The organism is Lysinibacillus sp. 10T31 (assembly GCF_056394365.1).
In genome coordinates this window covers 39033-59917 of the sequence record NZ_JBFTHS010000009.1, presented here as the reverse complement: position 1 = coordinate 59917, position 20885 = coordinate 39033, and the positions used below count along the sequence as shown (strand labels likewise).

The window sequence follows — 20885 nt, the reverse complement described above, 5'->3', positions numbered from 1 at the left end:
ATGGCAGTAGAACAACAGGTCATTATCGTCACAGGTGCGGGGGGCGGTATGGGGAAAGCTATAATTCAGGAACAGCTTGCAAAGGGCAATATTGCAGTAGGGCTCGATTTATCAGTAACTTCTCTAAGCGATTTAGCGCAGGATGCCTTGCCATGCTTTGAAGTCAATGTCTTGCAAGAGGAGCGCGTGAACGAAGTGTTCAAGCAGGTTTTTGACAAGTATGGACGGATTGATGGACTTGTCAATGCACTTGGTATAGCGCAGTCAGCAACACCACTTGAGCAAGTAACGATGGACGACTGGGATCGGTTAATGAATGTCAATGTCAAAAGCTTATTTATTACAACAAAGGCAGTCGTACCATACATGAAAGAGCGGCGCACAGGTTCAATTGTCACAATCGCTTCCATTTCTGCTGTACGTCCACGCCCAGGTTTGCAGGCTTATATTGCTTCTAAAGGAGCGGCGGAAAGTTTTACACGTGCTTTAGCTATTGAACTAGCGCCGTTCCAAATACGTGTTAATACGATTCACCCAGGGCCAGCCGATACACAGATGCTTGGTCAATTTACGGCACAAGGAGCGGACATCGAGCAAACAAAGCAAAGTGTCTTTGTTCAATCGGTTCCCCTTGGACGTTTAGTGAATCCATCAGACATTGCAGGAGCAGTAAGTTATTTGCTTTCTGATACAGCGAGCATGGTTACAGGAACGACATTACATGTAGACGGTGGTCGCGGACTTTAGGAGGGATAAAGTGAAAAAAATTCCGATGTTTATAAATGGTGAGTGGGTTCACGGTGGTATGGAGGCGACCTTATTAGATGTTTTGAACCCCTCTACTGGTGAAGTCATTGCTCAGATTACGAATGCAAGTAAAGCTCATGTCGACGAGGCTGTGCGTGCTGCACGTGTAGCGTTTGAAAGTGAAGAGTGGCGGAAAATAAAGGCCCATGAACGAGGACAGCTACTTGTTGAATTGGCGCACTATATACGCAAGCATGCAGAGGAATGGAGTTTATTAGAATGTCGTGATGTTGGAAAGCCGTTAACACAAGCAAGAGCCGATATTGAAGCAGCAGCTCGCTATTTTGAGTTTTATGGTGGAGCTGCTGATAAAGTAATGGGGGACACGATTCCCATTGAAGACGGTATTTTAAATGCGGTAGTGTTGGAGCCTGTTGGAATTACCGTACATATCGTGCCTTGGAATTATCCTATTCAAATTACAGCGAGAAGTGTGGCGGCTGCCATTGCAACTGGCAATGCAGTAATTGTCAAAAGTGCTGAGGATACGCCATTAACTACACATGCCATAACAGAATGGTTTGCGGATAAATTGCCGAGAGGTATTTTTCAGCATATTACAGGCTTAGGTCGTGATGTAGGGCCGTATTTAACATCCCATCCTGATATCGATCATATTACGTTCACAGGCTCTGTTCCAACGGGCATTGCGGTGATGAAATCAGCTGCTGAAAATGTTGTACCTGTAACGTTAGAGCTTGGTGGAAAATCCCCAAATATTGTTTTTGCGGATGCCAACATGGAGCAAGCACTTGATGGAGTTGTACGTGCCATTATTCAGAATGCCGGACAAACATGCTCAGCGGGGGCTAGACTACTAATTGAAGAGAGCATCAAAGAAAAATTCATTGGACAATTAGTGCAAAAATTCCAAGCTTTAAAAGTTGGTCCGGGTGAGGCAGACGTTGATATGGGGCCACTTTTAAATGAAATACAATATACGAAGATTTCAACACTGCTGCAGAAGGCGAAGGAAGATGGTTATGTGGTCACTGGTGGTGAAACACTGACGATTAAAGGCTATGAAGAGGGCTATTATGTTGAACCAACAATACTTGCAGGGGTAGAAGCTAACGATGCACTTGCACAGGAGGAAATTTTCGGACCGGTGTTGACTGTATTGTCGTTTACGACTGTTGAGGAAGCAATTGCCTTAGCGAATAGTACAGACTACGGTTTAGTTGCAGGAGTTTGGTCGAAGGATTTAGATACGGCACATTATGTCGCAAGCCGTGTAAAAGCTGGACAAGTGTTTGTTAATAACTATGGAGCAGCAGGTGGAATTCAAATGCCGTTTGGTGGCTATAAAAAGAGTGGCATTGGTCGAGAAAAAGGTTTTGTCGCGTTAAGAAATTATACGCAAATGAAAAATATCGCTATACGCTATGCACCACCAAATCATATGTGATAGATGGAGGGATGCATATGGATCAGTCAAAAGAAAATCAAGTGCTACTAGAGGTAAATCATTTAAAAATTAAATTCCATTTAAAAAATGGTAAGCAGGCAAAAGTGGTTGATGATGTAAGCTTTACGATCCGTAAAGGAGAAACCGTTGCGCTTGTAGGTGAGTCTGGAAGCGGTAAAAGTATTACATCGTTATCAATTATGCGATTACTGCCCATACCACCAGGAGAAATTACAGCTGATACTATTAAATTGAATGGTAAAAATCTCTTAGACTATAAAAATAAAGAAATGAGCACTATAAGAGGCAATGAAATTAGTATGATTTTTCAAGAGCCGATGACGTCATTAGATCCAGTTTTCACAATCGGTAATCAAATGGTGGAAGGAATTCGTAGACATCAAAGGATATCAAAAAAAGAGGCGTGGGAGAAATCTTTACAGCTTTTAAAAGAAGTTGGTATTGCCAATGCGGAAAAAGTTATTGCTGAATATCCGCATCAATTATCAGGTGGTATGCGCCAGCGTGTCATGATTGCGATTGCAATGTCCAATAACCCTCAGTTGCTGATTGCGGATGAGCCAACAACGGCACTTGATGTAACCGTACAGGCACAAATTTTAAAGCTTATGATGAAGATGAAGGAAGAGCATCACTCGTCTATATTGTTTATTACGCATGATATGAGCGTTGTAGCAGAAACGGCAGACCGAGTAATGGTCATGTATGCAGGACAAATCGTGGAAGAAGCACCAGTGCGAGAGCTTTTTACGAATCCAAAACACCCGTATACAACTGCTCTTTTAAAAACAATGCCTAATCTGGACACAGATGTTAAAAGGTTGCCGTCAATCCCTGGCACTGTTCCACCAGCTTATGCGTTACCAGAGGGCTGTCGTTTTGCACCACGCTGTCCATTTGCGATGGAACAATGCCATAAGGTGCTACCAGAGGTAATCCATATTCAAGACGAACATAAAGTGCGCTGTCATTTATTTAATGAGGAGGGGGCGCTTGATCATGACGAAGAAAGAAGTTTTGCTTGAAATTAATCATTTAAAAGCCTACTTTCCTGTAAAACGTAAGTCGATGAAGGAAGAGAAAAAGGTCATTAAAGCAGTTGATGATATTTCGCTTGAAATTTTCCGTGGTGAGACGCTTGGTATTGTAGGAGAATCCGGCTCCGGAAAATCGACGTTTGGCCGAACTATTTTAAAACTCGTCGAACCGACAGAGGGAGAAATTTTCTATAAAGGACAGCCTATTCAGCAGTTGAAGGGTAGTAAGCTGCAAACCTATCGCAATCAAATGCAAATGATTTTTCAAGATCCTTTTGCGTCACTCAATCCTCGTATGCGCATAGGTACCATTATCGAAGAGCCGATGAAATTGCAATTAACATTAACGAAAGAGCAACGCAAAGAACGTGTAAAGGAGCTTTTACAAAAGGTAGGTCTACCAGAAGATGCTATGCAAAAGTTCCCGCATGAATTTTCCGGAGGTCAAAGACAACGAATTGGTATTGCGCGGGCTCTTGCTATTCATCCAGAATTCATTATTGCGGACGAGCCTGTATCTGCCCTAGATGTTTCGGTACAGTCGCAGGTCTTGAACTTAATGATGGATTTACAGGATGAATTTCATTTGACCTATTTATTTATTTCTCATGATTTAAGTGTTGTGAAGCATATTAGCGATCGAGTGGCTGTGTTGTATTTGGGGAGGGTAGTGGAAATTGGCGCGAAGAAAGAATTATATGCAAATCCTCTGCATCCATATACGCAGGCATTGCTATCAGCCATTCCTGTTATTAATTTTGATCAACCTAAACAAGAAATACCTTTACAAGGTGAATTACCAAGTCCTATGAATCCTCCTGTAGGCTGTGTGTTTCATACACGTTGTCCATATGTGATGGAAAGATGCCATCAGGAACGGCCTGAGCTTCAGGAAGAAAATAAACATCAACGGGTAGCGTGCTTTTTATACGAAAAATAAACTGAAAATTTAGTTTTTATAACGTGAGGTGTGTGTTGTGTTTGGAAATATTACAGATGTGCCTGGAGTTAAAGTTGGGCATGCAGAAAATAGTGAAGGCATTACAGGCTGTACGGCGATCTTAGTGGAAAACGGTGCAGTTTGCGGTGTCGATGTAAGAGGATCAGCGCCAGGCACTCGAGAGACTGATGCACTTGATCCTATTAACGAAATTGATCATGTTCATGGGATTTGCTTGTCAGGTGGAAGTGCATTCGGATTGGATGCTGCGACAGGAGTAATGCAATATTTAGAGGAGCAGGGTGTTGGCGTAGATGCAGGTGTTGCAACAATTCCAATTGTTCCTAGTGCAGTGCTGTTCGATTTATTTATCGGTGATCCTAAGACAAGACCTACTGCTGCAATGGGCTATCAAGCGGCAAAGAGTGCGGTTGTTGGTCCATTTGCAAATGGTAATTCAGGAGCGGGTTATGGTGCGACTGTAGGGAAATTGGCAGGTCCTCAATATTGTATGAAAGGTGGACTAGGCAGCGCCTCTATAGCTGGTAAAGAGGGTGTTGTAGTTGGTGCCATTGTGGCTGTTAACGCTGTTGGGGATGTAAAAGATCCTAATACAAGAGAGACGCTAGCAGGTGCAAGGAACCCACAAACAGGGGAATGGCTTGATTGCTGTACTTATTTAGAAGAGCAAATGCAATCGGAAGGATTATCTGGTACGAATACGACAATCGGCGTTATTGCAGTGAATGCCAGGCTGACAAAAGCAGAGGCAAAAAAAATAGCCCAGCTTACACAAAATGCTCTCGCACGAACAATTTATCCTGTACACACAATGCTGGATGGAGATACGATTTTTGTGCTTGGCACGGGAGATAAAAGATTCCCAGTTGACTATTTGGGCCATTTGGCTACAAGAGCTATGGAGGAAGCAATCATTTCTGGCATTACAGCTGCTGATAAATTAGCTGAAGTAGAAAGCTATAAAAGCATTCAAATAATGAGCACATAGGGAATAGGGGGAAATGACATGAGGCTGAAGAACAATTGGTTGATGTTGTTATTGACATTGATAGTAGTTTTACTAATTAGTGCCTGTTCAAGTGATGACAAAAAAGATGAAAGTTCTGGAGGAAAGAAAGTAGCAGATTTACCTCAAGACATCGTAGTACGCATAAACGATGATCCAGATTTTTTAGATCCGCATAAGGCAACAGCATCTATTTCGTACCAAATGATTCTTAATATTTTTGAAGGACTAATGGCACCGCAAACAGATGGAACTTTAATAGAAGGGTTAGCGGAAAGCTATGCAATATCTGAAGATGGTTTAACATATACATTCAATATTCGTCCGGGTGTGAAATTTCATAATGGTGAGGATTTAACTGTTGAGGATATTCAGTATTCATTTGATCGTTTAATGGGGAAAAACGGTGGCGAAAAGATGTCAAACAGCTTTGATAATGTTGCGTCAACAGAAGCACCAGATGCCAATACATTTGTGATAAAGCTAAAAGAGCCGAACTCTAACTTCTTATATTCATTAACCGCTCGACAATCAGCTATCTTACCAAAAAGCAATGATGGAAAGCATAATGAAAACCCGATAGGTACTGGACCATTTGCTTATGTAAAATACTCTCCAGGTACTAATTTAGAATTGAAGAAAAATGAAAACTACTGGAAGAAAGGGTTACCATACTTGAACAAAGTGACGTTTACCTTCCAATCGGATGATCAAGCAGCGATTATGAGTTTAATGGCCAATGAAGTCGATTTAACGAGTGTTCCTTGGCAGCGCGTAAGTGAAGTAGGAGATAACTATAACTTATCTCATCAAAATAATAACTCATCATTAATCGTGACATTTAATGAAACTAAAGCCCCTTTTGATAATGTTAAGGTCCGTCAAGCAATGAACTACGCTATTAGTAAGTCTGATATTATTGACTCAGTGTTTGCAGGCTATGCTGTACCACTTGGTTCAAATATGAGTCCAGCGATGGGGGACTATCAAAAGAAAGGCTTAGAAGAAATGTATAACCGCGATGTAGAAAAAGCCAAAGCACTATTAGCAGAAGCGGGCTATCCTGATGGCTTTAAAACAAAAATTACAGTGTCTTCGCATAATGATATGTATTCAAATATCGCGCAAATCGTAGCGGCAAATTTAAAGGAAATTGGTATTGATGTGGAGATTGAGGTTGTAGAATGGGGAATTTGGCTAGATCGAGTTTACTTTGGTCGCGACTATCAAATGACAACGATCGATTTAACAGGTCGTGCTTCTGCCTATGAAATTTTAAATGATTACATTTCAACAAATGATAGTGAAAACTTCTTTAAATTTAAAAATGATGAATACGACAAAATTATGGCAGACGTTTTAAAGGAAAGAGATCAGGCAAAACAAATTGACTATTACCATCGTGCACAGGAAATTTTAGCTGAGCAGGCAACGGCGGTGTATATCGCAGATTATCAAATTGTTTGGGGCTCTAATAAGAAAATTACTGGGTTAAAGAGCTATCCATTCTGGTTCCATGATATGTCTGAGGTTAAATTCTCCAACTAGAAAGGGATGAGTGCTAGATGATGTATATAATACGTCGATTCATCCTGTTAATAACAACCATCCTTCTAGTGTCGATAATTACATTCGGTGTTTTTCAAATTTTACCTGGAGATCCGGTTCGGACAATGTTAGGTACTGAAGCGGATCCCACACAAATTGAAAATTTGCGATCAGAGCTTGGCTTGAATCGCCCCCTTTATGAGCAATATGCAGACTGGATGAAGGGATTATTGACAGGGGAATTAGGGAATTCCATTCGTTTTTCAATGCCAGTAAAAGATTTACTGTTTGACAGACTACCTGTAACGATGTCATTAGCTGGGCTCACACTTTTAATTGTGCTACTCATGTCCTTACCATTGGGTATGTTTGCAGCGAGAAGACAAAATAAGTTCAGTGATGTGTCGTTGTCGACAGTAACGCAAGTTGGCATGGCCATTCCTTCTTTCTGGCTTGGCATGATACTCATTTTATATATTGGCATGCAGTTCAGCTTCTTTAAAATAAGTGGGTATATTCCGTGGACGCAAAGTGTAGCAGGAGCGTTAAGTACGCTCGTTCTGCCAGCGTTAACAATTGCGATTCCACAAATAGCAGTCAATTTCCGCTATGTTCGTACGGCTATTTTAGAGCAAGTTCAGCTCGATTATGTGCGTACGATTCGTAGTAAAGGGATGTCTGAGCAAAATGTTATGTATAAGCATGTCTTAAAAAATTCGATGATTCCAATATTAACGGTATTTGGATTGATCATGGCTGAAGTTGTAGCTGGAACAATTATAGTGGAGCAAGTATTTTCGCTACCGGGTGTCGGCCAGCTCCTTATCACGGCTATTAGTAATCGTGACTTTCCATTAGTACAGGGAATTGTTATGTATATTACGGTTGCGGTGGTCATGATCAATTTTATAGTCGATATTTTATATTCTGTATTAGATCCTAGAATCCGATTACGATGAGAGGTGGATACGATGAAAAATATTCAAAGGTACATGAAAAATATCAATTTAATCATTGGTCTACTAGTCATTGTCGGTTTTCTAATCGTAATGATTACCAGCTTTTTTTATACACCACATGATGTGAACTCGATGAATATACCTCAAAAATTACGAAGCCCAAGTAGTGATTATCTTTTTGGTACGGATGAATTTGGTCGTGATATTTTTAGCCGGATTATGAAAGGAACACAAACGGCCTTTGCAGTCGGTCTACTAACGGTCTTTATCGGAACTATTTTTGGTATTTTAATTGGTGGTATAGCGGGGTATGTAGGTGGCTGGATCGATGAAATTTTTATGCGCATGATGGATGCATTAATGGCTTTTCCTGGAATAATATTAGCTTTAATGCTCGTTGCGGTATTTGGACCAGGAATTGTGAATACAGCTATTGCATTAGGCATTATTGCCATACCGGCCATTGCCAGAATTACACGTAGTGGTTTCGTCCAACACCGTGACAACGAATATGTCTTAGCAGCAAAGTTAATCGGCGTAAAACCTTATAGCATTATGTTTCGCCATATATTACCCAATATTTCATCGCAGATTATCGTCGCCGCAACTGTAACTTTTGCGACTGCGATGCTTGCGGAGGCAGCACTGAGTTATTTAGGGCTTGGCGTGCAGCCACCAAACCCTAGTTGGGGACGAATGTTAAAAGATTCACAAGCTTATTTAGTTGGAGCCCCTTGGTACACTTACGCGCCAGGTGGAGCCATTACAGTACTTGTATTAGGTTTGTATATGCTTAGCAATGCGTTACGCGATTTTATGGATCCACGTTCAAAAGCGTAAAATATCAGGTGCTGTTTTTTTCAATAATTCATAGGCCTTTACCGCTATTTCTATATTAAGCCGATGTGGAGCCTGTAAAAAATCAGCACCTAAAATATTTTCTAGTCGTTCAATCCGTTTATAGAGTGTTTGACGGACAATAAATAATTGTTCAGCAGTATCATTTTTGGCACCATTGCATGCTAAATAAACACAGAGTGTTTGATACAGGTCGTTACCATTCTTTTGATCAATCAACAATATTTCTTGTAAATAATCTTTAACGTATTGCAAAAGGGCAGCATGGTCCTGATGTAATAACAATCTGTAAACACCTAAATCCTTGTAGTAAATAGAAGAGGCAAGTTCATTGTGTTGCATCTGAATGGTTGTTTTTGCCTCTTTATAGCCTTGCTGTACGTTGTTAATGGATTGATAAACATTGCTAATGCCAAAGGTAAGGGTTATTTGCTCGAAAAGCTGCGGTGTTTTTCGAGCAATAATCTGCTGTAAAGCTTGATTAAAAGAGACACGACTTTCCTCCGTTTTATCTGCTGCAATGTAAAATGCAAGGATAATAATTTCATGCTGTCGAACCGAAACGGTAGGGAAAAAGCCAAGTTTTTTTAGGATGGAGCGAACAAACATGACGTTTTGTAGCTGTATTTCTTGCCAATCTTCCTCTGAAAAGGTATTGGCATAATCAAGCATATTGAACACGACTACACGATAAAATAAGTTGCGATTTTCCATCGGCAAATAACTTTGATAATACTGAAGATCAATTGGTTCCCCTTGTATTAAGGCGAGGATAAATTCATCCTCACGACTTTGCTGCCGTTCCTGTAGCATTCGATTACGCATCAAAATTTGGGCGATCGACATCGTTGCACGTTCAAGATTTAACAATGTATAATCACTTGGCTTCGGCAGTGCAGAATGCATACATAAATAGCCCCATACTTGTCCAAGTCCATTGACTGGAATGATAACGAAATAATCTTTGTCGATGGATAGTTGTTGAATGGGTTCTTGTATTTCAAGTTGTTGACAGTGGTCCTCCATAAGGTGTAAATACTTTTTGGCTTCCATTGGATAATAAAAGCTTTTTGTATCTTCAGAGACAAATAAAAATAATGCATCGGTATCTTGATGAAGCACCTGTAAAATTTTTAAAATTCCATTTGGCATTAATGACAATTCCATAAAAGTCTTTGATATTGTATCTAGCTGTGTCAATGCTTGCTGATGCTGATTAATAATATACGTATGTAGATCCTGCGTAATATCGATAAATCTTAAAACCTCTTCAAAAATGATGATAGGAAAATCATGAGCATTAGCCATTGCAACCAGTTCTACAGGGACATAATCAAAATAATCACCAATCTCAATACAAAGAGCTGCAGCACCGTTACGAATAAGGTTTTGTAAATAAGCAATTTGCGTTTCACGCTCTAACTGTAAACCTACACCAGTTGTTAAAATGAGCTCACCGCCATTTATTAAAGTATCAAAATCTTTTATTTCTAATATATGTGTCCATAGTACTTGTCGATTTAGGCCTTGTTGTCCTGCGATTAGCTTGGCAGATTCAAAATGCTTTCTCTTTAATACATCACGTACAAGCAGAGGATGTTTCGACATAATAAGCACCTACCCTTCAATGTACAATAATTATGTTTGATTAATCAGAAAATTTCAATGTTAACTAGAATAATAGAGTAAAGTCGGTGAATTAAGGGTTCACGGGTTTAGAAACGGACGAAGGTCATATATAAGGCGTGGAGTGATCGTATTGCAGATAACGGCTATGAAAGTAAGCTTGCTATCATAAAAATGGTGAAGGGAAGGGAGCACACTTTGACATTTATTTATAGCTGTATTTAAAATGATATTTTTCGCAAAGAAAGGCGATTCCAAATGCTCAGAAGCGCATGGAATCGCCTTTAATAATTACGTGTATGACCTTTCTTTACATATTCCCAATCGGTTTCAATGTTTTGACGAATACGAATTAATAAGTCGTGAATACTGTCAATTTCTTTAGGAGAAAATCCATCTAATGCTCTAGCATTCGAATAGTCTCCTTCTCGCTTTAACAATGGATAAATCTTGAGACTTTTGTCTGTCGGGAAAAGCTGTTTGTTTTTCTTGTTACCAATTTCATTACGTTTTTCTACAAAGCCTTTTGTCTCCAACTTTTGAATCGCTCGGGAGGCGGTTGTACGATCTACCTTCAATAGTTCAGCAACCTTTTCCTGAATAATACCAGGGTTTTCACAGATGCGGGTGACATACAAATACTGTCCCTTTGTCAAATCGAGTTCTTTAAACTCAATATTACTAATGGAATCAAGTGCCCTTGCAATCGCACCAATATCTCGCAAAATTTCCTTCATTGATTGCCTCCGAAAAATTTATTGTATTTGCAATAAAAAATGCTCTATACTATATATTATCATCCATGCAAGGAAATTTCACTTTATATCTACAGGTGGAGATTCTAGCAAAGCGGCACTAGCGGCGCAATTGATGGGTTTACTGGCTGGAAAAAAAGTTTTAGCGGCGAAGTGGATGTTCTACCAGCGGAAAACAAAATTCTACCAACGGAGAGTCCGCTCCTAACAGCAAAAAACGAGGAGGAGTATAAAGATGAACACGAAAAAAATTACAGATGAACAGGATTTACAAACAGCATTTGCCATTCGTCAAAAAGTTTTTATAGAGGAGCAAGAGGTGCCTGAGGGAGAAGAATTTGATGAATTCGACACACTAGATGCAGCATGTGATCATATTCTTGTGTACTATAACGAACAACCCGTTGGCACTGGCAGACTGCGAGTTGTTGATGGCTATGGCAAACTAGAGCGTATATGTATATTAATAGAATTCCGCAAATTTGGTTTAGGTAAAGTGATTATCCAAAGTTTAGAGGAACTAGCAATTGAAAAAGGTTTAACAAAATCTAAATTAAATGCACAATCCTATGCAGAAGGCTTTTATGAAAAATTAGGCTATAAGCGTGAAGGTGAAGAATTTATGGATTGTGGCATCCCACATATTTTAATGAAAAAACATTTTAATAGGCTGTAGAGGTTGTCATAAAACATTCTAAAAAATAGCAAACTATACTTAATGTTAGTTTGCTATTTTATTTTTATGCAATAGTTAGCTCTTTTATTTTCCCCCATAATGGCTTAATTTTTTCTTTATTCGGCACATTTTCAAAAATCCAATCTGATTCATTGTTGAAGGCGTTCACTAATTTCTTTACTGCCATCTCATGAGTTACAAGGCTCATACAATTCATGATATCGACTGTTTCATGTAATGGGTCAGTGGGTAATGAATTAGACAACGTTTTAAGTCCAAGTAAAGCCCGCTCAGGACAATACTTATGCAGTAGTACTTTTGCGAAGTGTTCTAAACTATTCCGCAGTAAATGAACACTCCAAATCTCATTTCCACGTTGAGCACTCCAATAATATTGATACAAATACCAGACAGTATCATCTACTGCATCTTGAAATTCGAGTGGAGTTAATGACAAAGTAGTTTTCTTTTGTTTTACTGTAAGGATCCCATTTGGATCAAATAATATTTTAATCGCATCGTGTTCACTTATTTCAGAGGGAGTTACTGTAAATAAATCGATATGAATCAAATCTTCATATATGACTAATAGCTGAGGAGCAATAATATAGATATCATCTACAAAAATGGTTTTCTTATAAGCTTCAATATGTTGATTGCGATTGGGTAAAAAAGCTTCGACATTTTCTTTATTCACAACACAATAAATATCAATATCTGAAAATTCGTCATGCTCCTCTCGAGCCATTGATCCTCTTAAAAATACAGCTTCAATATATTGATCATCTTTTAAACTTTCAAGTAAAACCTCAACTACAAGATCTAATTTCAAGTGTATTCTCTCCTTCTAATAAAACGGCTACCCAAGTTACTTTTGAGTAGCCTGTTTTGCTAGATTTCCTTAACAACAGTACCTGAGATGCTATCGTGAGGAAGAAGTTGTCCGTTTTGTTGTTCGAATGCTTTTGGATTTTTCAAGTAATCGAATATGCTAATTGAGTCACGGTAAGCCATGCGTTTTATAATTTGAGAGGAAGTCAGCCTAGTCCCATTTTCATTTTCAAGAACTAGTCCCATTTTTTTGTAGCCAACTGTTTGCCCCTTTTTACGAAATTGTGCTAATTCAAGTGACCACATAACGACTGTCGGTGTAACGATGGCATGAATCGCCTCGTTTTTTATCTTTTTTCGTAGGATATACTCCACGCCAGCTGTGACAGCCGACGAAATAGCTATATCGATTAGAAATGCTTTTGTTCGTTTTTTTGAAATAGATTTCACGAAAATCTCCTCCTCGTAATAAGTTGCAAAATAGTTAAAAGAGCATATTATCTTTAAATGCCAATTCACGCTTAGTAAGGTAAGATGCAATGGCACCATGTTTTTCGGTCGAAGCTCCTGCATAGCGATTCGCGAATGTTACGAGGGGAATTGCCTGCTCCTTACAAAAGTCGACTAAATTAATCGCTGTAATTTGCTTGCTAAGGAGAATAGCTAACAATGCTCCAATGAAGGCATCGCCCGCTCCGGTTGTATCAATTGCATGAACCTTGTCAGCTGGCACTTTGACATGAAGCTTTTTAGTATAAAGGCTTGCACCTTCTGCGCCACGAGTAATAATGAGTAATTGTACTTTCCCTTGAAATAATGAATGGACAGCTGTTTCCTCATCCTCAATCGCTGTTAAAAATAAAAGCTCCTCCTCGGACAATTTAACGATATGGGCCTCTGGTAAAAATTCTAAAATAGTTTGACGACATGCCTTCTCATCATTCCATAGAGGCAAGCGAACATTGGGATCAAAAGACACAAGACTACCTGCCTGATGAGCCTGTTCAATCAGGGCTATATGTGCATATTTCATTGGGCTTTCGACTAAATTAACTGAGCAAAAATGAACAATATCTTTATCTGTTATTAGATTAGGTGGGAGTTGTTCTTTGCTGTAAAGTAAATCTGCTGCGTGGCGACGATAAAATAAGAAATCACGACCTCCATCGCTTGTCAGAGAAACAAAAGCTAGACTTGTTTCACCCTCAACAGTTTGAACAATATGTTTCGTATCGACTTCGGCTTTTTTTAATGTTTCTACTAGAAAATCTCCAAAAGCATCCCGACCGACTTGTGTAATGAGAGCAGCTTGTTGCCCAAGCTTTGCACAAACAGCTGCAACATTAGCAGGGGCGCCACCGGCATTTTTAGTAAATTGCTCAACTGTAGCAAGGGAGGCATTTTGTTCAGTAGGTGTAAAATCAATTAATAATTCACCAATTGCATATAGTTTACTCACAGAAAAATCTCCTTTACATTATGTCTGAGGCACACGCTTTTTCTTTGGAACGTAAATTGTGTAAAAAATGCCACCAAAAATTAATACAATACCAACTGTTTGCATAAAGCTCGGTATAAAATCAAGCAACAGCATATCAAGCAATATAGCCACAACCGGGTCTACAAATACCAATACTGAAACTAGAATAGTAGAGAGGCTACGAATACTATCAAAAAATAAATAATAAACAAATCCTGTATGAATAAAGCCTGTTCCTAAAATATATAGCCAGTTTGTTGTCGTTAAGCCATCAAATAATGAAAAATTAACAAATGGCAATAGTATGATAATTCCGACTGCAGTTTGGATATATGTTAAGGCATAGGAGCTAAGCTTTGTGATTGTTTTACTTGTGAGCATCGTAAATGCGTAAAACAATGCAGACAGTAATGCCCAAATAAAACCGGATTTCATAAATTCAGAGAGTGACATAAAATTATTTAAACCAATAATGAGCATACTGCCGATAAAGCAAGTTACTGTTGCTAGCAATGCTTGAATAGTCATCTTTTCTTTTAAAAACAATGCGCCAAATATTAAGACGAATATTGGTGCTAAATTATAGATAGAAATGGCAATGGAAATCGACATTTCTTCAAATGCTTTAAATAAAAATACCCAGTTTAAGACAATAAAGACACCGCATAGAAGTGTACGTAATATTTCTTTTTTATCCCATTTCTCCGTTTTATGGCCACCTGTTATAAGCCACATTCCTCCTAGAAAGAGGGTAGCGCAAATACATCTAACAAATACTAGCTCGATAGCAGGTACGCCAGTATGAACGGTAAAAAATCCAATAGAGCCAAAAAGGGCCATTGAAACAGTTAGTTTGATAATCGCTGAAATGTTCATCCAAAACCTTCTTTCTATAAAATTTTTATAATTTTTGATGCTTGTGAAAGTAGGGGAGGCTTAATGTTATTCCGCTCCGTTATCAAAGTTCTTCGCACACGTAGATGTTGGAATTGCTCGGCTCCTCTACAAATCTTGCAATACTTAATGTGGAAAAAATAGGGAGGTAAAGCCGACAGGTATATCAGACTGTCGGCTCTTCAATAATAGTTCTGCAATTATTCTCGGATTTGGCCGTTACCGTGAATGTAATACTTTGTAGATGTTAACGCTGGTAAACCCATTGGTCCCCGAGCGTGTAATTTTTGCGTACTAATGCCGATTTCTGCACCGTAGCCAAATTCAAAGCCGTCTGTGAAGCGAGTTGAGGCATTGTGATAAACAGCTGCAGCATCAACACTATTTAAGAAAGTATCTGCTACTAACTGATCCTCAGTAATGATGGCTTCAGAGTGATTCGTGCCGTATTTATTAATGTGTTCGATTGCTTCATAAACGTTTTCCACAATTTTAACGCTGATTTTTAAATCTAAATATTCAGTTGCATAGTCTTCAGCTGTTGCTAGTTGAGCGAATTCAAGAGCTTGACACACGGTTTCATCACCGATAATTGTCACACCGGCTTGATGCATCGCACTTAGTAGCTGTTTGCCGTGCTCTTTAAACCAATCAGGATGAATAAGTAAGCTTTCTGCTGCATTACAAACCGAAGGACGCTGTGTTTTCGCGTTGATACAAATCTGTTCTGTTTTTATGTAATCGGCCGTATGGTCCACATAAATATGACAGTTGCCAGCACCTGTCTCTAGTACTGGTACAGTAGCTTCATTTACTACTAAGTCAATAAGTGCTTTTCCGCCACGAGGAATTAATACATCTAAGTATTCTTTTAAATGGAATAATTCTTTAACAGTTTCACGATTTGTATCCTCGATTAATTGTACTGCGCCCACAGAGATAGACGTTTTACTAAGTGCACGATGAATACTTGCCACAAGTGCTACATTAGAAAATTTGGCTGAAGAGCTACCACGTAGAATGACTGCATTACCTGTTTTCAATGATAATGTTGCCGCATCTACTGTTACATTAGGTCGCGCCTCGTAAATCATTCCGATAACACCAATTGGTACTAGACGCTTTTCAATCAGTAATCCATTATCTTTTTCTATTCGCTCTAAGAGACTGCCTACTGGATCATTTAATTCAACAAGCAACTGAATAGCACTTGACATAGCTTCTACCCGTTCTTTATTTAGCATGATGCGATCAAGTGTAGAAGCGGGCATTCCTTGTTTTTCGCCATTAGCTAAATCCTTTGCATTTTCAGCAATGATAATATCTTGGTCGATGATTAATTGCTCAGCAATTTTTGTGAGAGCCTCATTTTTTTCGCAAGTTGTTTTAATATTTAAAATATAGCTGGCAGCCTTTGCTAGCTTTCCTTTTTGTTGAACTTCACTTGTCATGTGAATTCCTCCTTAATTTGTTTAAATTTTAAGCCATTTATCTCGGTGAATGACCTCAATAGGATAGTTCGCTAACTCATCTGTACGTTTTCCCATCGCATGTGCTAACTCTAGGGAAGAATATAAGACCTCACCACGGCCAAGCAGTCTCTTGTCACTATAGACCTCGACAACGTCTCCATTTGCAAAATCACCTTCGACACGACAAACACCAGCAGGCAACAAGCTTTTCCCATTTGCCAATAATGCATGCTCAGCACCGCTATCTATAAAAATTTTACCAGATACTTCCGTGAGTGCAATCCACTGTTTATTATTAGTTAAAACAGCAAGCGCATCATGCTCAACATACGTACCATCACCACGGCCTTCTACGATGTCGACAAGCTTATTAGCGCCGTGACCAGTTCCGATAAACACTTTGACACCTGCATTTAAAGCTGCTCTAGCTGCCAGTAATTTAGATTCCATACCACCTGTACCGACCTTCGAGCCTGCACCGTCTGCAAAACCTAGCATTTCATCAGATACCTCTGTTAAACGATCAATACGTTTGGCGTCTGGGTTTTTATTTGGATTGGCGTTATACAAACCATTGATGTCTGTTAAGATAATGAGCTGATCGGCATGAACAAGACCACTTACTAGTGCTGATAACATGTCGTTATCTCCAAAGGTTAATTCGCTGACAGATACCGTATCGTTTTCGTTAATGATTGGCAATATGGAGCGCTCTAGTAATTCTTCAAATGTTGCATATGCGTTTTTATAGCGCTCTTTTTTTGAAAAATCAGTGCGTGTTAGTAAAATTTGTGCAGGCACAATATCATAAATGCTAAATAGAGCATTATAGGTTTGAATAAGTAAACTTTGCCCAACTGCCGCTGCTGCCTGCTTTCCTTTTACTGTAACGGGACGAGAAGGGTACCCTAGCTGTTTAAAGCCTGCTGCAACTGCACCTGATGAAACAAGCAATACTTCATGACCGTATTTTTTTAATTCAGCTATCGCTTGAACATGGTCCATTAAACGTATTTTATCAATTTCACCTTTTGCATTTGTTAAGGAACTACTCCCAATTTTGACGACGATTCTTTTTCTTTCCATAGTAATACCTCCAATTCGCCATTGATGTGATTTAAACTTTAGCAGGCTGGTAAAAATTAAAAAATAAAAAAAGCCCTTTCATCCTAATAAATTAGGACGAAAAAGCTTGCTTTCCGTGGTACCACCTACATTGAATGTCATTGACATTCCACTTTACCTCATAACGCTTGAGACTGCGCCTAGTTTAGCTAGGACGTTTTACGAAGTAGGTTCTTTAGTCTTTCTTGTACAATGCCTTACAGCCGATGGGCATCGCTCTCTGATCAAGCAGTTTCTAAGTACTAGTCTTCGTCGCTTTTATTTTTATAATTGAATATCTTTTTTGAATGATGTCTCATTCCTCAAAAAGTAATTGAATAAAGAATGCACTACTTTAGCAAGTCTGTCAAGCTGATTAGGAATGTTAATAGTAAGTTTTAAAAAAAGTAGGTAATACTGAACAATCGAGGGTAAAGTGTGAGGGGAAACACCACTTTGTTTATTTGTACCACCAGATTGCGACTAACAGTGGGAGCATCGCTAAAACAATCACGAAAAAACTCCATACTATTTGTTTTCCTGAAGACATATTTTTCGGTTTTAAAGTCATTTGTTCATAGAGTTGGTTGATGGCACGTTGTTCTTTTGCGTAAAGCATTGTTTGAAATTCATCGTAATCTTGAATATAACTTGAGGGAGGACGAGGACTAAAGCGTAAACTTCGAATATCGTCAGTAATCTCTTTTTCACCCATCCAATAAGTAATAACTGGTGCTAACCCTGAATTTTGCGTAGCCTGTACCTTGATATCATGTGTTTTCATTTTATAATAGACATTTCCTTGCTCGTCTTCATATTGTTTTACAATATCACTTACTGCCATCGACAAACACCTCTTTCTTCAAAACAATACTACTTTTACGTTTTACTAATATTCATTATAATGTATTAAAAAGAAAAGTGTCGCTTAAGCGAGCATAATTAAACTGAATATTTTTTTGTAAAAATTTAGAAGTCCACGTTATCGTATAGTATAATGGAAATAATTCCATTTAATAATGGTTCTTTTCTAAAAGTAATTGTTCATTACCGAAAGTAGAGTATGACATGACATTTTCTTAAAAAGTATGTCATGTGAATAAGGTGATTGAAGGTAGAGACTGGGGGTTTCTTGGGGATCAGCGTCACAGATGACCAACATCCTGCCGTTGCGTATGCACTACGCTTTCACACATGTTGCTGCCGCTGCTGTTTCACACATTAGTTGCCCCGACGCTCCTAGGAAAGAGCCCAGTCGGAACGGAAATCAATCCAACGATATAATGCGCATTTTTCTAAAATTAATAGAAAGAAGGGGTAGTATTGGCAATTTCAACGTTATTGGCATTTTTAGGAGCAGCAATTATTTTAACATTAATGCCAGGACCAGATAATTTATTTGTTCTTGCACAAAGCATTACACAGGATAAAAAGGCGGGTATCGCGACATCACTTGGTCTGTGTACAGGTTTGCTCGTTCATATAGGAGCGGCTGTTCTCGGAATCTCAGCTATTATTTATCAATCAACAGTTATTTTTTCTATTGTTAAGTTTGCAGGAGCAGCGTATTTATTGTATTTAGCTTGGCAATCATTTCGCGCAAAAGGGGATCCATTCACGCTGGAACAGCAAAATAAACAAGCCTATGTGACGTTATATCGAAAAGGTATTTTAATGAATATTTTAAATCCAAAAGTTTCATTATTTTTCTTAGCACTATTGCCACAGTTTGTAAATCCTTCTAATGGTCATGTAGGTTTGCAGATGTTAATTTTGGGTATTGTATTTTTAGTACAAGCGCTTATACTATTTTCATTATTTAGTATTTTTGCAGGTAAAGTAAGAAAAGTAATTATTGGGAAGCCTGCAATTGCTAAACGATTGAATATGATTCAAGGGGTACTTTTCACTTTTATTGGAATACAAATAGCGCTGAGTAAACAGTAAAATGGAGGATTTTCATGGCAATTTTACATATAACGTTTAGCTTATCTACACAAGGTTCGATAAAACATGCAATACGACAGCATCATTTACAACGAGATGAGTCAGTGCTTTGTGTCAATGAGATTTTCTCGTTTGGTCCACTAAGCAGCGCAGAAGAAAGAAAAAGCTGGTTAGAAGCTCATATCTTTAGGGACAATGAAGAACGTGAATTGTACGAGGATCTTCAACAAGCATGGAAGAAAAAAATTGCCGGTTTACCGTGTGATGTTGATGTCTGGGTTTGGTACAGCCAAAGTACTCATGAAGAGATTGGGTTACGTTTTGTCATGAGCGAGTTGATCAATAAATGTAGTATGGTATATGGCATTGATGCTACAGAGGGCTTAAAGCGTGTACATCCAAACATGAGGATTCGTCAAACAGGTGAACTTTCATCGGATTTGCTAATGAAGCTACGTTCTGAGGCAAAGCGCTTTTCTATTGATGAGTGTCAGCAACTTGCAATGGAATGGAAAGAGCTGAAACAAAACCCTAGTACACTGCGAGTTTGGAAAGATGGAATAGTACATGTAGCGGAAAATGCATTGGATCCAATCATACTGGAATATGCGGAAAGAGCCCATGCCGAACTAAATGAGGAATGGCTTATTCCGATGCGTATCATCGGTGAAACAATTGGTGCAATAGATGACTATTTAAGTGAAGAGTTTGTGGAGAAACGCCTAATGACCCTAGCGAAGCAGGGACTTTTTGAAATTGATGGAGATACAACAGATATGTATTCGTATCAAATAAAATATGTAGGAAAGTAATAATAAATTTCTTTACAGCAACCACCTTTCTTATGGAGAAGGTGGTTTTTGATGTTGAAGAAAATTATCTTGTAGTGAACCTCAAAATGAGAAAGTACTCATTAAAAATTTATTGAACTCTTAAAACATTCTCCTAAACGTTTCATAATGACCTGTCAGAATAGGGACTGTAAGAAAACTTTACAATAATTTTTAGGAGGAACTCAAAATGATAAAGAAATTAATGATCCCAGTTTTAGCAGCAACATTTATTGGAGGCGCGTTTGCAGGTAATTATGTTATCACATCTGCATTTGCTAGCAGCGATAAAGTGGAGACTAGTCAGGTAGAAACTGAAAAGGATGACGATAACATTGCTGAACTGCAAGCAAAAGCGAAATTATCAGTAGAAAAAGCCCAAGAGATTGCTCTTGAAAATGTTACAGGAACAGTGCAAAAATCTGAATTAGAAGATGAAGACGGTGTTGTGGTCTACGGTTTTGAAATTAAAACTTCATCTGGCGATGTGAAAGATGTAAAAATCGATGCTGCTTCAGGTAAAGTAGTGAAAGTGGAAGCGGAAAATGAAGATGATGGAGCAGAAGAAAACGATTAATTGTATTAATTAAAGGAATGGGTGAAAACCCTTCCTTTTTTCTATTGTCACTTTTTGTAGGTAGTTGCAATAATTTCTCATTAAAATG

The 20885-nt window shown here is 38.6% G+C and carries 21 protein-coding genes; 12 read left to right on the top strand and 9 right to left on the bottom strand.

Annotation, left to right across the window (positions count from 1 at the left end; genetic code table 11):
- The 8 genes from AC1DCY_RS07310 to AC1DCY_RS07275 are packed head-to-tail and all read left to right on the top strand — an operon-like array spanning position 1 to position 8587.
- Positions 1-747 (top strand): SDR family NAD(P)-dependent oxidoreductase, encoded by a 747-nt coding sequence (locus AC1DCY_RS07310; protein ID WP_477348774.1) that lies wholly within the window; start codon positions 1-3, stop codon positions 745-747.
- A gap of 10 nt (positions 748-757) precedes the next feature.
- Positions 758-2215 (top strand): aldehyde dehydrogenase family protein, encoded by a 1458-nt coding sequence (locus AC1DCY_RS07305; RefSeq protein WP_477348772.1) that lies wholly within the window; start codon positions 758-760, stop codon positions 2213-2215.
- 17 nt (positions 2216-2232) lie between these two features.
- Positions 2233-3261: an ABC transporter ATP-binding protein gene (locus AC1DCY_RS07300; protein ID WP_477348770.1), complete on the top strand. Its 1029-nt coding sequence runs from the start codon at positions 2233-2235 to the stop codon at positions 3259-3261.
- Positions 3236-4213, top strand: coding sequence for an ABC transporter ATP-binding protein (locus AC1DCY_RS07295; protein ID WP_477348768.1), 978 nt, complete (start codon positions 3236-3238; stop codon positions 4211-4213). The genes AC1DCY_RS07300 and AC1DCY_RS07295 overlap by 26 nt, the downstream gene beginning before the upstream one ends.
- Positions 4214-4250: 37 nt before the next feature.
- Positions 4251-5222: a P1 family peptidase gene (locus tag AC1DCY_RS07290; RefSeq protein ID WP_477348766.1), complete on the top strand. Its 972-nt coding sequence runs from the start codon at positions 4251-4253 to the stop codon at positions 5220-5222.
- Positions 5223-5240: 18 nt separating this feature from the next.
- A complete protein-coding gene (locus tag AC1DCY_RS07285; protein WP_477348765.1) occupies positions 5241-6788 on the top strand; it encodes an ABC transporter substrate-binding protein in 1548 nt (515 codons plus the stop codon).
- Positions 6789-6805: 17 nt separating this feature from the next.
- A complete protein-coding gene (locus tag AC1DCY_RS07280) occupies positions 6806-7747 on the top strand; it encodes an ABC transporter permease (RefSeq protein ID WP_477348763.1) in 942 nt (313 codons plus the stop codon).
- Positions 7748-7759: 12 nt separating this feature from the next.
- Positions 7760-8587: an ABC transporter permease gene (locus AC1DCY_RS07275; protein WP_477348761.1), complete on the top strand. Its 828-nt coding sequence runs from the start codon at positions 7760-7762 to the stop codon at positions 8585-8587.
- Here AC1DCY_RS07275 and AC1DCY_RS07270 read toward each other — a convergent pair.
- Together AC1DCY_RS07270 and AC1DCY_RS07265 are read right to left on the bottom strand one after the other, a co-directional pair.
- A complete protein-coding gene (locus AC1DCY_RS07270; RefSeq protein ID WP_477348759.1) occupies positions 8576-10213 on the bottom strand; it encodes a PucR family transcriptional regulator in 1638 nt (545 codons plus the stop codon). The two genes, AC1DCY_RS07275 and AC1DCY_RS07270, sit on opposite strands and share 12 nt — an antisense overlap.
- A 302-nt stretch (positions 10214-10515) precedes the next feature.
- Positions 10516-10968, bottom strand: a complete 453-nt coding sequence (locus tag AC1DCY_RS07265; protein WP_477348757.1) for a MarR family winged helix-turn-helix transcriptional regulator — start codon at positions 10966-10968, stop codon at positions 10516-10518.
- Positions 10969-11221: 253 nt separating this feature from the next.
- Here AC1DCY_RS07265 and AC1DCY_RS07260 point away from each other — a divergent pair, with 253 nt between their 5' ends.
- Positions 11222-11662, top strand: a complete 441-nt coding sequence (locus tag AC1DCY_RS07260) for a GNAT family N-acetyltransferase (RefSeq protein WP_477348755.1) — start codon at positions 11222-11224, stop codon at positions 11660-11662.
- Positions 11663-11726: 64 nt separating this feature from the next.
- Here AC1DCY_RS07260 and AC1DCY_RS07255 read toward each other — a convergent pair whose 3' ends face one another.
- The 7 genes from AC1DCY_RS07255 to AC1DCY_RS07225 all read right to left on the bottom strand — a co-directional run bounded on the left by AC1DCY_RS07255 (position 11727) and on the right by AC1DCY_RS07225 (position 18287).
- Positions 11727-12494 carry an aminoglycoside 6-adenylyltransferase gene (locus tag AC1DCY_RS07255; protein WP_477348753.1) on the bottom strand — a complete coding sequence of 256 codons (768 nt, stop codon included), beginning with the start codon at positions 12492-12494 and terminating at the stop codon, positions 11727-11729.
- Between the two features lie 59 nt (positions 12495-12553).
- Complete coding sequence (locus AC1DCY_RS07250; RefSeq protein WP_477348751.1) at positions 12554-12943, bottom strand: RDD family protein; 390 nt, start codon at positions 12941-12943, stop codon at positions 12554-12556.
- A gap of 34 nt (positions 12944-12977) precedes the next feature.
- Positions 12978-13952, bottom strand: a complete 975-nt coding sequence (locus AC1DCY_RS07245; RefSeq protein WP_477348750.1) for a carbohydrate kinase family protein — start codon at positions 13950-13952, stop codon at positions 12978-12980.
- Between the two features lie 18 nt (positions 13953-13970).
- Entirely contained in the window at positions 13971-14849 is an 879-nt protein-coding gene (locus AC1DCY_RS07240) for a DMT family transporter (protein WP_477348748.1), read from the bottom strand.
- A gap of 218 nt (positions 14850-15067) precedes the next feature.
- Positions 15068-16318, bottom strand: coding sequence for a glutamate-5-semialdehyde dehydrogenase (locus AC1DCY_RS07235; protein WP_477348746.1), 1251 nt, complete (start codon positions 16316-16318; stop codon positions 15068-15070).
- A gap of 21 nt (positions 16319-16339) precedes the next feature.
- Entirely contained in the window at positions 16340-17425 is a 1086-nt protein-coding gene (proB, locus tag AC1DCY_RS07230; protein WP_477348744.1) for a glutamate 5-kinase, read from the bottom strand.
- 478 nt (positions 17426-17903) lie between these two features.
- Complete coding sequence (locus tag AC1DCY_RS07225) at positions 17904-18287, bottom strand: sodium:proton antiporter (protein WP_477348743.1); 384 nt, start codon at positions 18285-18287, stop codon at positions 17904-17906.
- A 479-nt stretch (positions 18288-18766) separates the two neighbouring features.
- Here AC1DCY_RS07225 and AC1DCY_RS07220 point away from each other — a divergent pair, with 479 nt between their 5' ends.
- The 3 genes from AC1DCY_RS07220 (at position 18767) to AC1DCY_RS07210 (ending at position 20797) form a co-directional block, all read left to right on the top strand.
- The gene (locus tag AC1DCY_RS07220) at positions 18767-19390 is read left to right on the top strand and encodes a LysE family translocator (protein ID WP_477348741.1); all 624 of its coding nucleotides are present in this window, start codon (positions 18767-18769) and stop codon (positions 19388-19390) included.
- A 14-nt stretch (positions 19391-19404) separates the two neighbouring features.
- Positions 19405-20202, top strand: coding sequence for a DUF1835 domain-containing protein (locus AC1DCY_RS07215; RefSeq protein WP_477348739.1), 798 nt, complete (start codon positions 19405-19407; stop codon positions 20200-20202).
- 208 nt (positions 20203-20410) lie between these two features.
- Complete coding sequence (locus tag AC1DCY_RS07210; RefSeq protein WP_370043619.1) at positions 20411-20797, top strand: PepSY domain-containing protein; 387 nt, start codon at positions 20411-20413, stop codon at positions 20795-20797.
- The last annotated feature ends 88 nt before the right edge of the window (positions 20798-20885 follow it).

Excerpts from the sequence above, each read along its gene's own strand:
- AC1DCY_RS07295 (WP_477348768.1), top strand. The coding sequence starts at position 3,236 with ATGACGAAGAAAGAAGTTTTGCTTGAAATTAATCATTTAAAAGCCTAC.
- AC1DCY_RS07260 (WP_477348755.1), top strand. The coding sequence starts at position 11,222 with ATGAACACGAAAAAAATTACAGATGAACAGGATTTACAAACAGCATTT.
- AC1DCY_RS07270 (WP_477348759.1), bottom strand. The coding sequence starts at position 10,213 with ATGTCGAAACATCCTCTGCTTGTACGTGATGTATTAAAGAGAAAGCAT.
- AC1DCY_RS07235 (WP_477348746.1), bottom strand. The coding sequence starts at position 16,318 with ATGACAAGTGAAGTTCAACAAAAAGGAAAGCTAGCAAAGGCTGCCAGC.
- AC1DCY_RS07225 (WP_477348743.1), bottom strand. The coding sequence starts at position 18,287 with ATGGCAGTAAGTGATATTGTAAAACAATATGAAGACGAGCAAGGAAAT.
- AC1DCY_RS07280 (WP_477348763.1), top strand. The coding sequence starts at position 6,806 with ATGATGTATATAATACGTCGATTCATCCTGTTAATAACAACCATCCTT.
- AC1DCY_RS07265 (WP_477348757.1), bottom strand. The coding sequence starts at position 10,968 with ATGAAGGAAATTTTGCGAGATATTGGTGCGATTGCAAGGGCACTTGAT.
- AC1DCY_RS07285 (WP_477348765.1), top strand. The coding sequence starts at position 5,241 with ATGAGGCTGAAGAACAATTGGTTGATGTTGTTATTGACATTGATAGTA.
- AC1DCY_RS07215 (WP_477348739.1), top strand. The coding sequence starts at position 19,405 with ATGGCAATTTTACATATAACGTTTAGCTTATCTACACAAGGTTCGATA.
- AC1DCY_RS07275 (WP_477348761.1), top strand. The coding sequence starts at position 7,760 with ATGAAAAATATTCAAAGGTACATGAAAAATATCAATTTAATCATTGGT.
- AC1DCY_RS07310 (WP_477348774.1), top strand. The coding sequence starts at position 1 with ATGGCAGTAGAACAACAGGTCATTATCGTCACAGGTGCGGGGGGCGGT.
- AC1DCY_RS07240 (WP_477348748.1), bottom strand. The coding sequence starts at position 14,849 with ATGAACATTTCAGCGATTATCAAACTAACTGTTTCAATGGCCCTTTTT.
- proB (WP_477348744.1), bottom strand. The coding sequence starts at position 17,425 with ATGGAAAGAAAAAGAATCGTCGTCAAAATTGGGAGTAGTTCCTTAACA.
- AC1DCY_RS07210 (WP_370043619.1), top strand. The coding sequence starts at position 20,411 with ATGATAAAGAAATTAATGATCCCAGTTTTAGCAGCAACATTTATTGGA.
- AC1DCY_RS07300 (WP_477348770.1), top strand. The coding sequence starts at position 2,233 with ATGGATCAGTCAAAAGAAAATCAAGTGCTACTAGAGGTAAATCATTTA.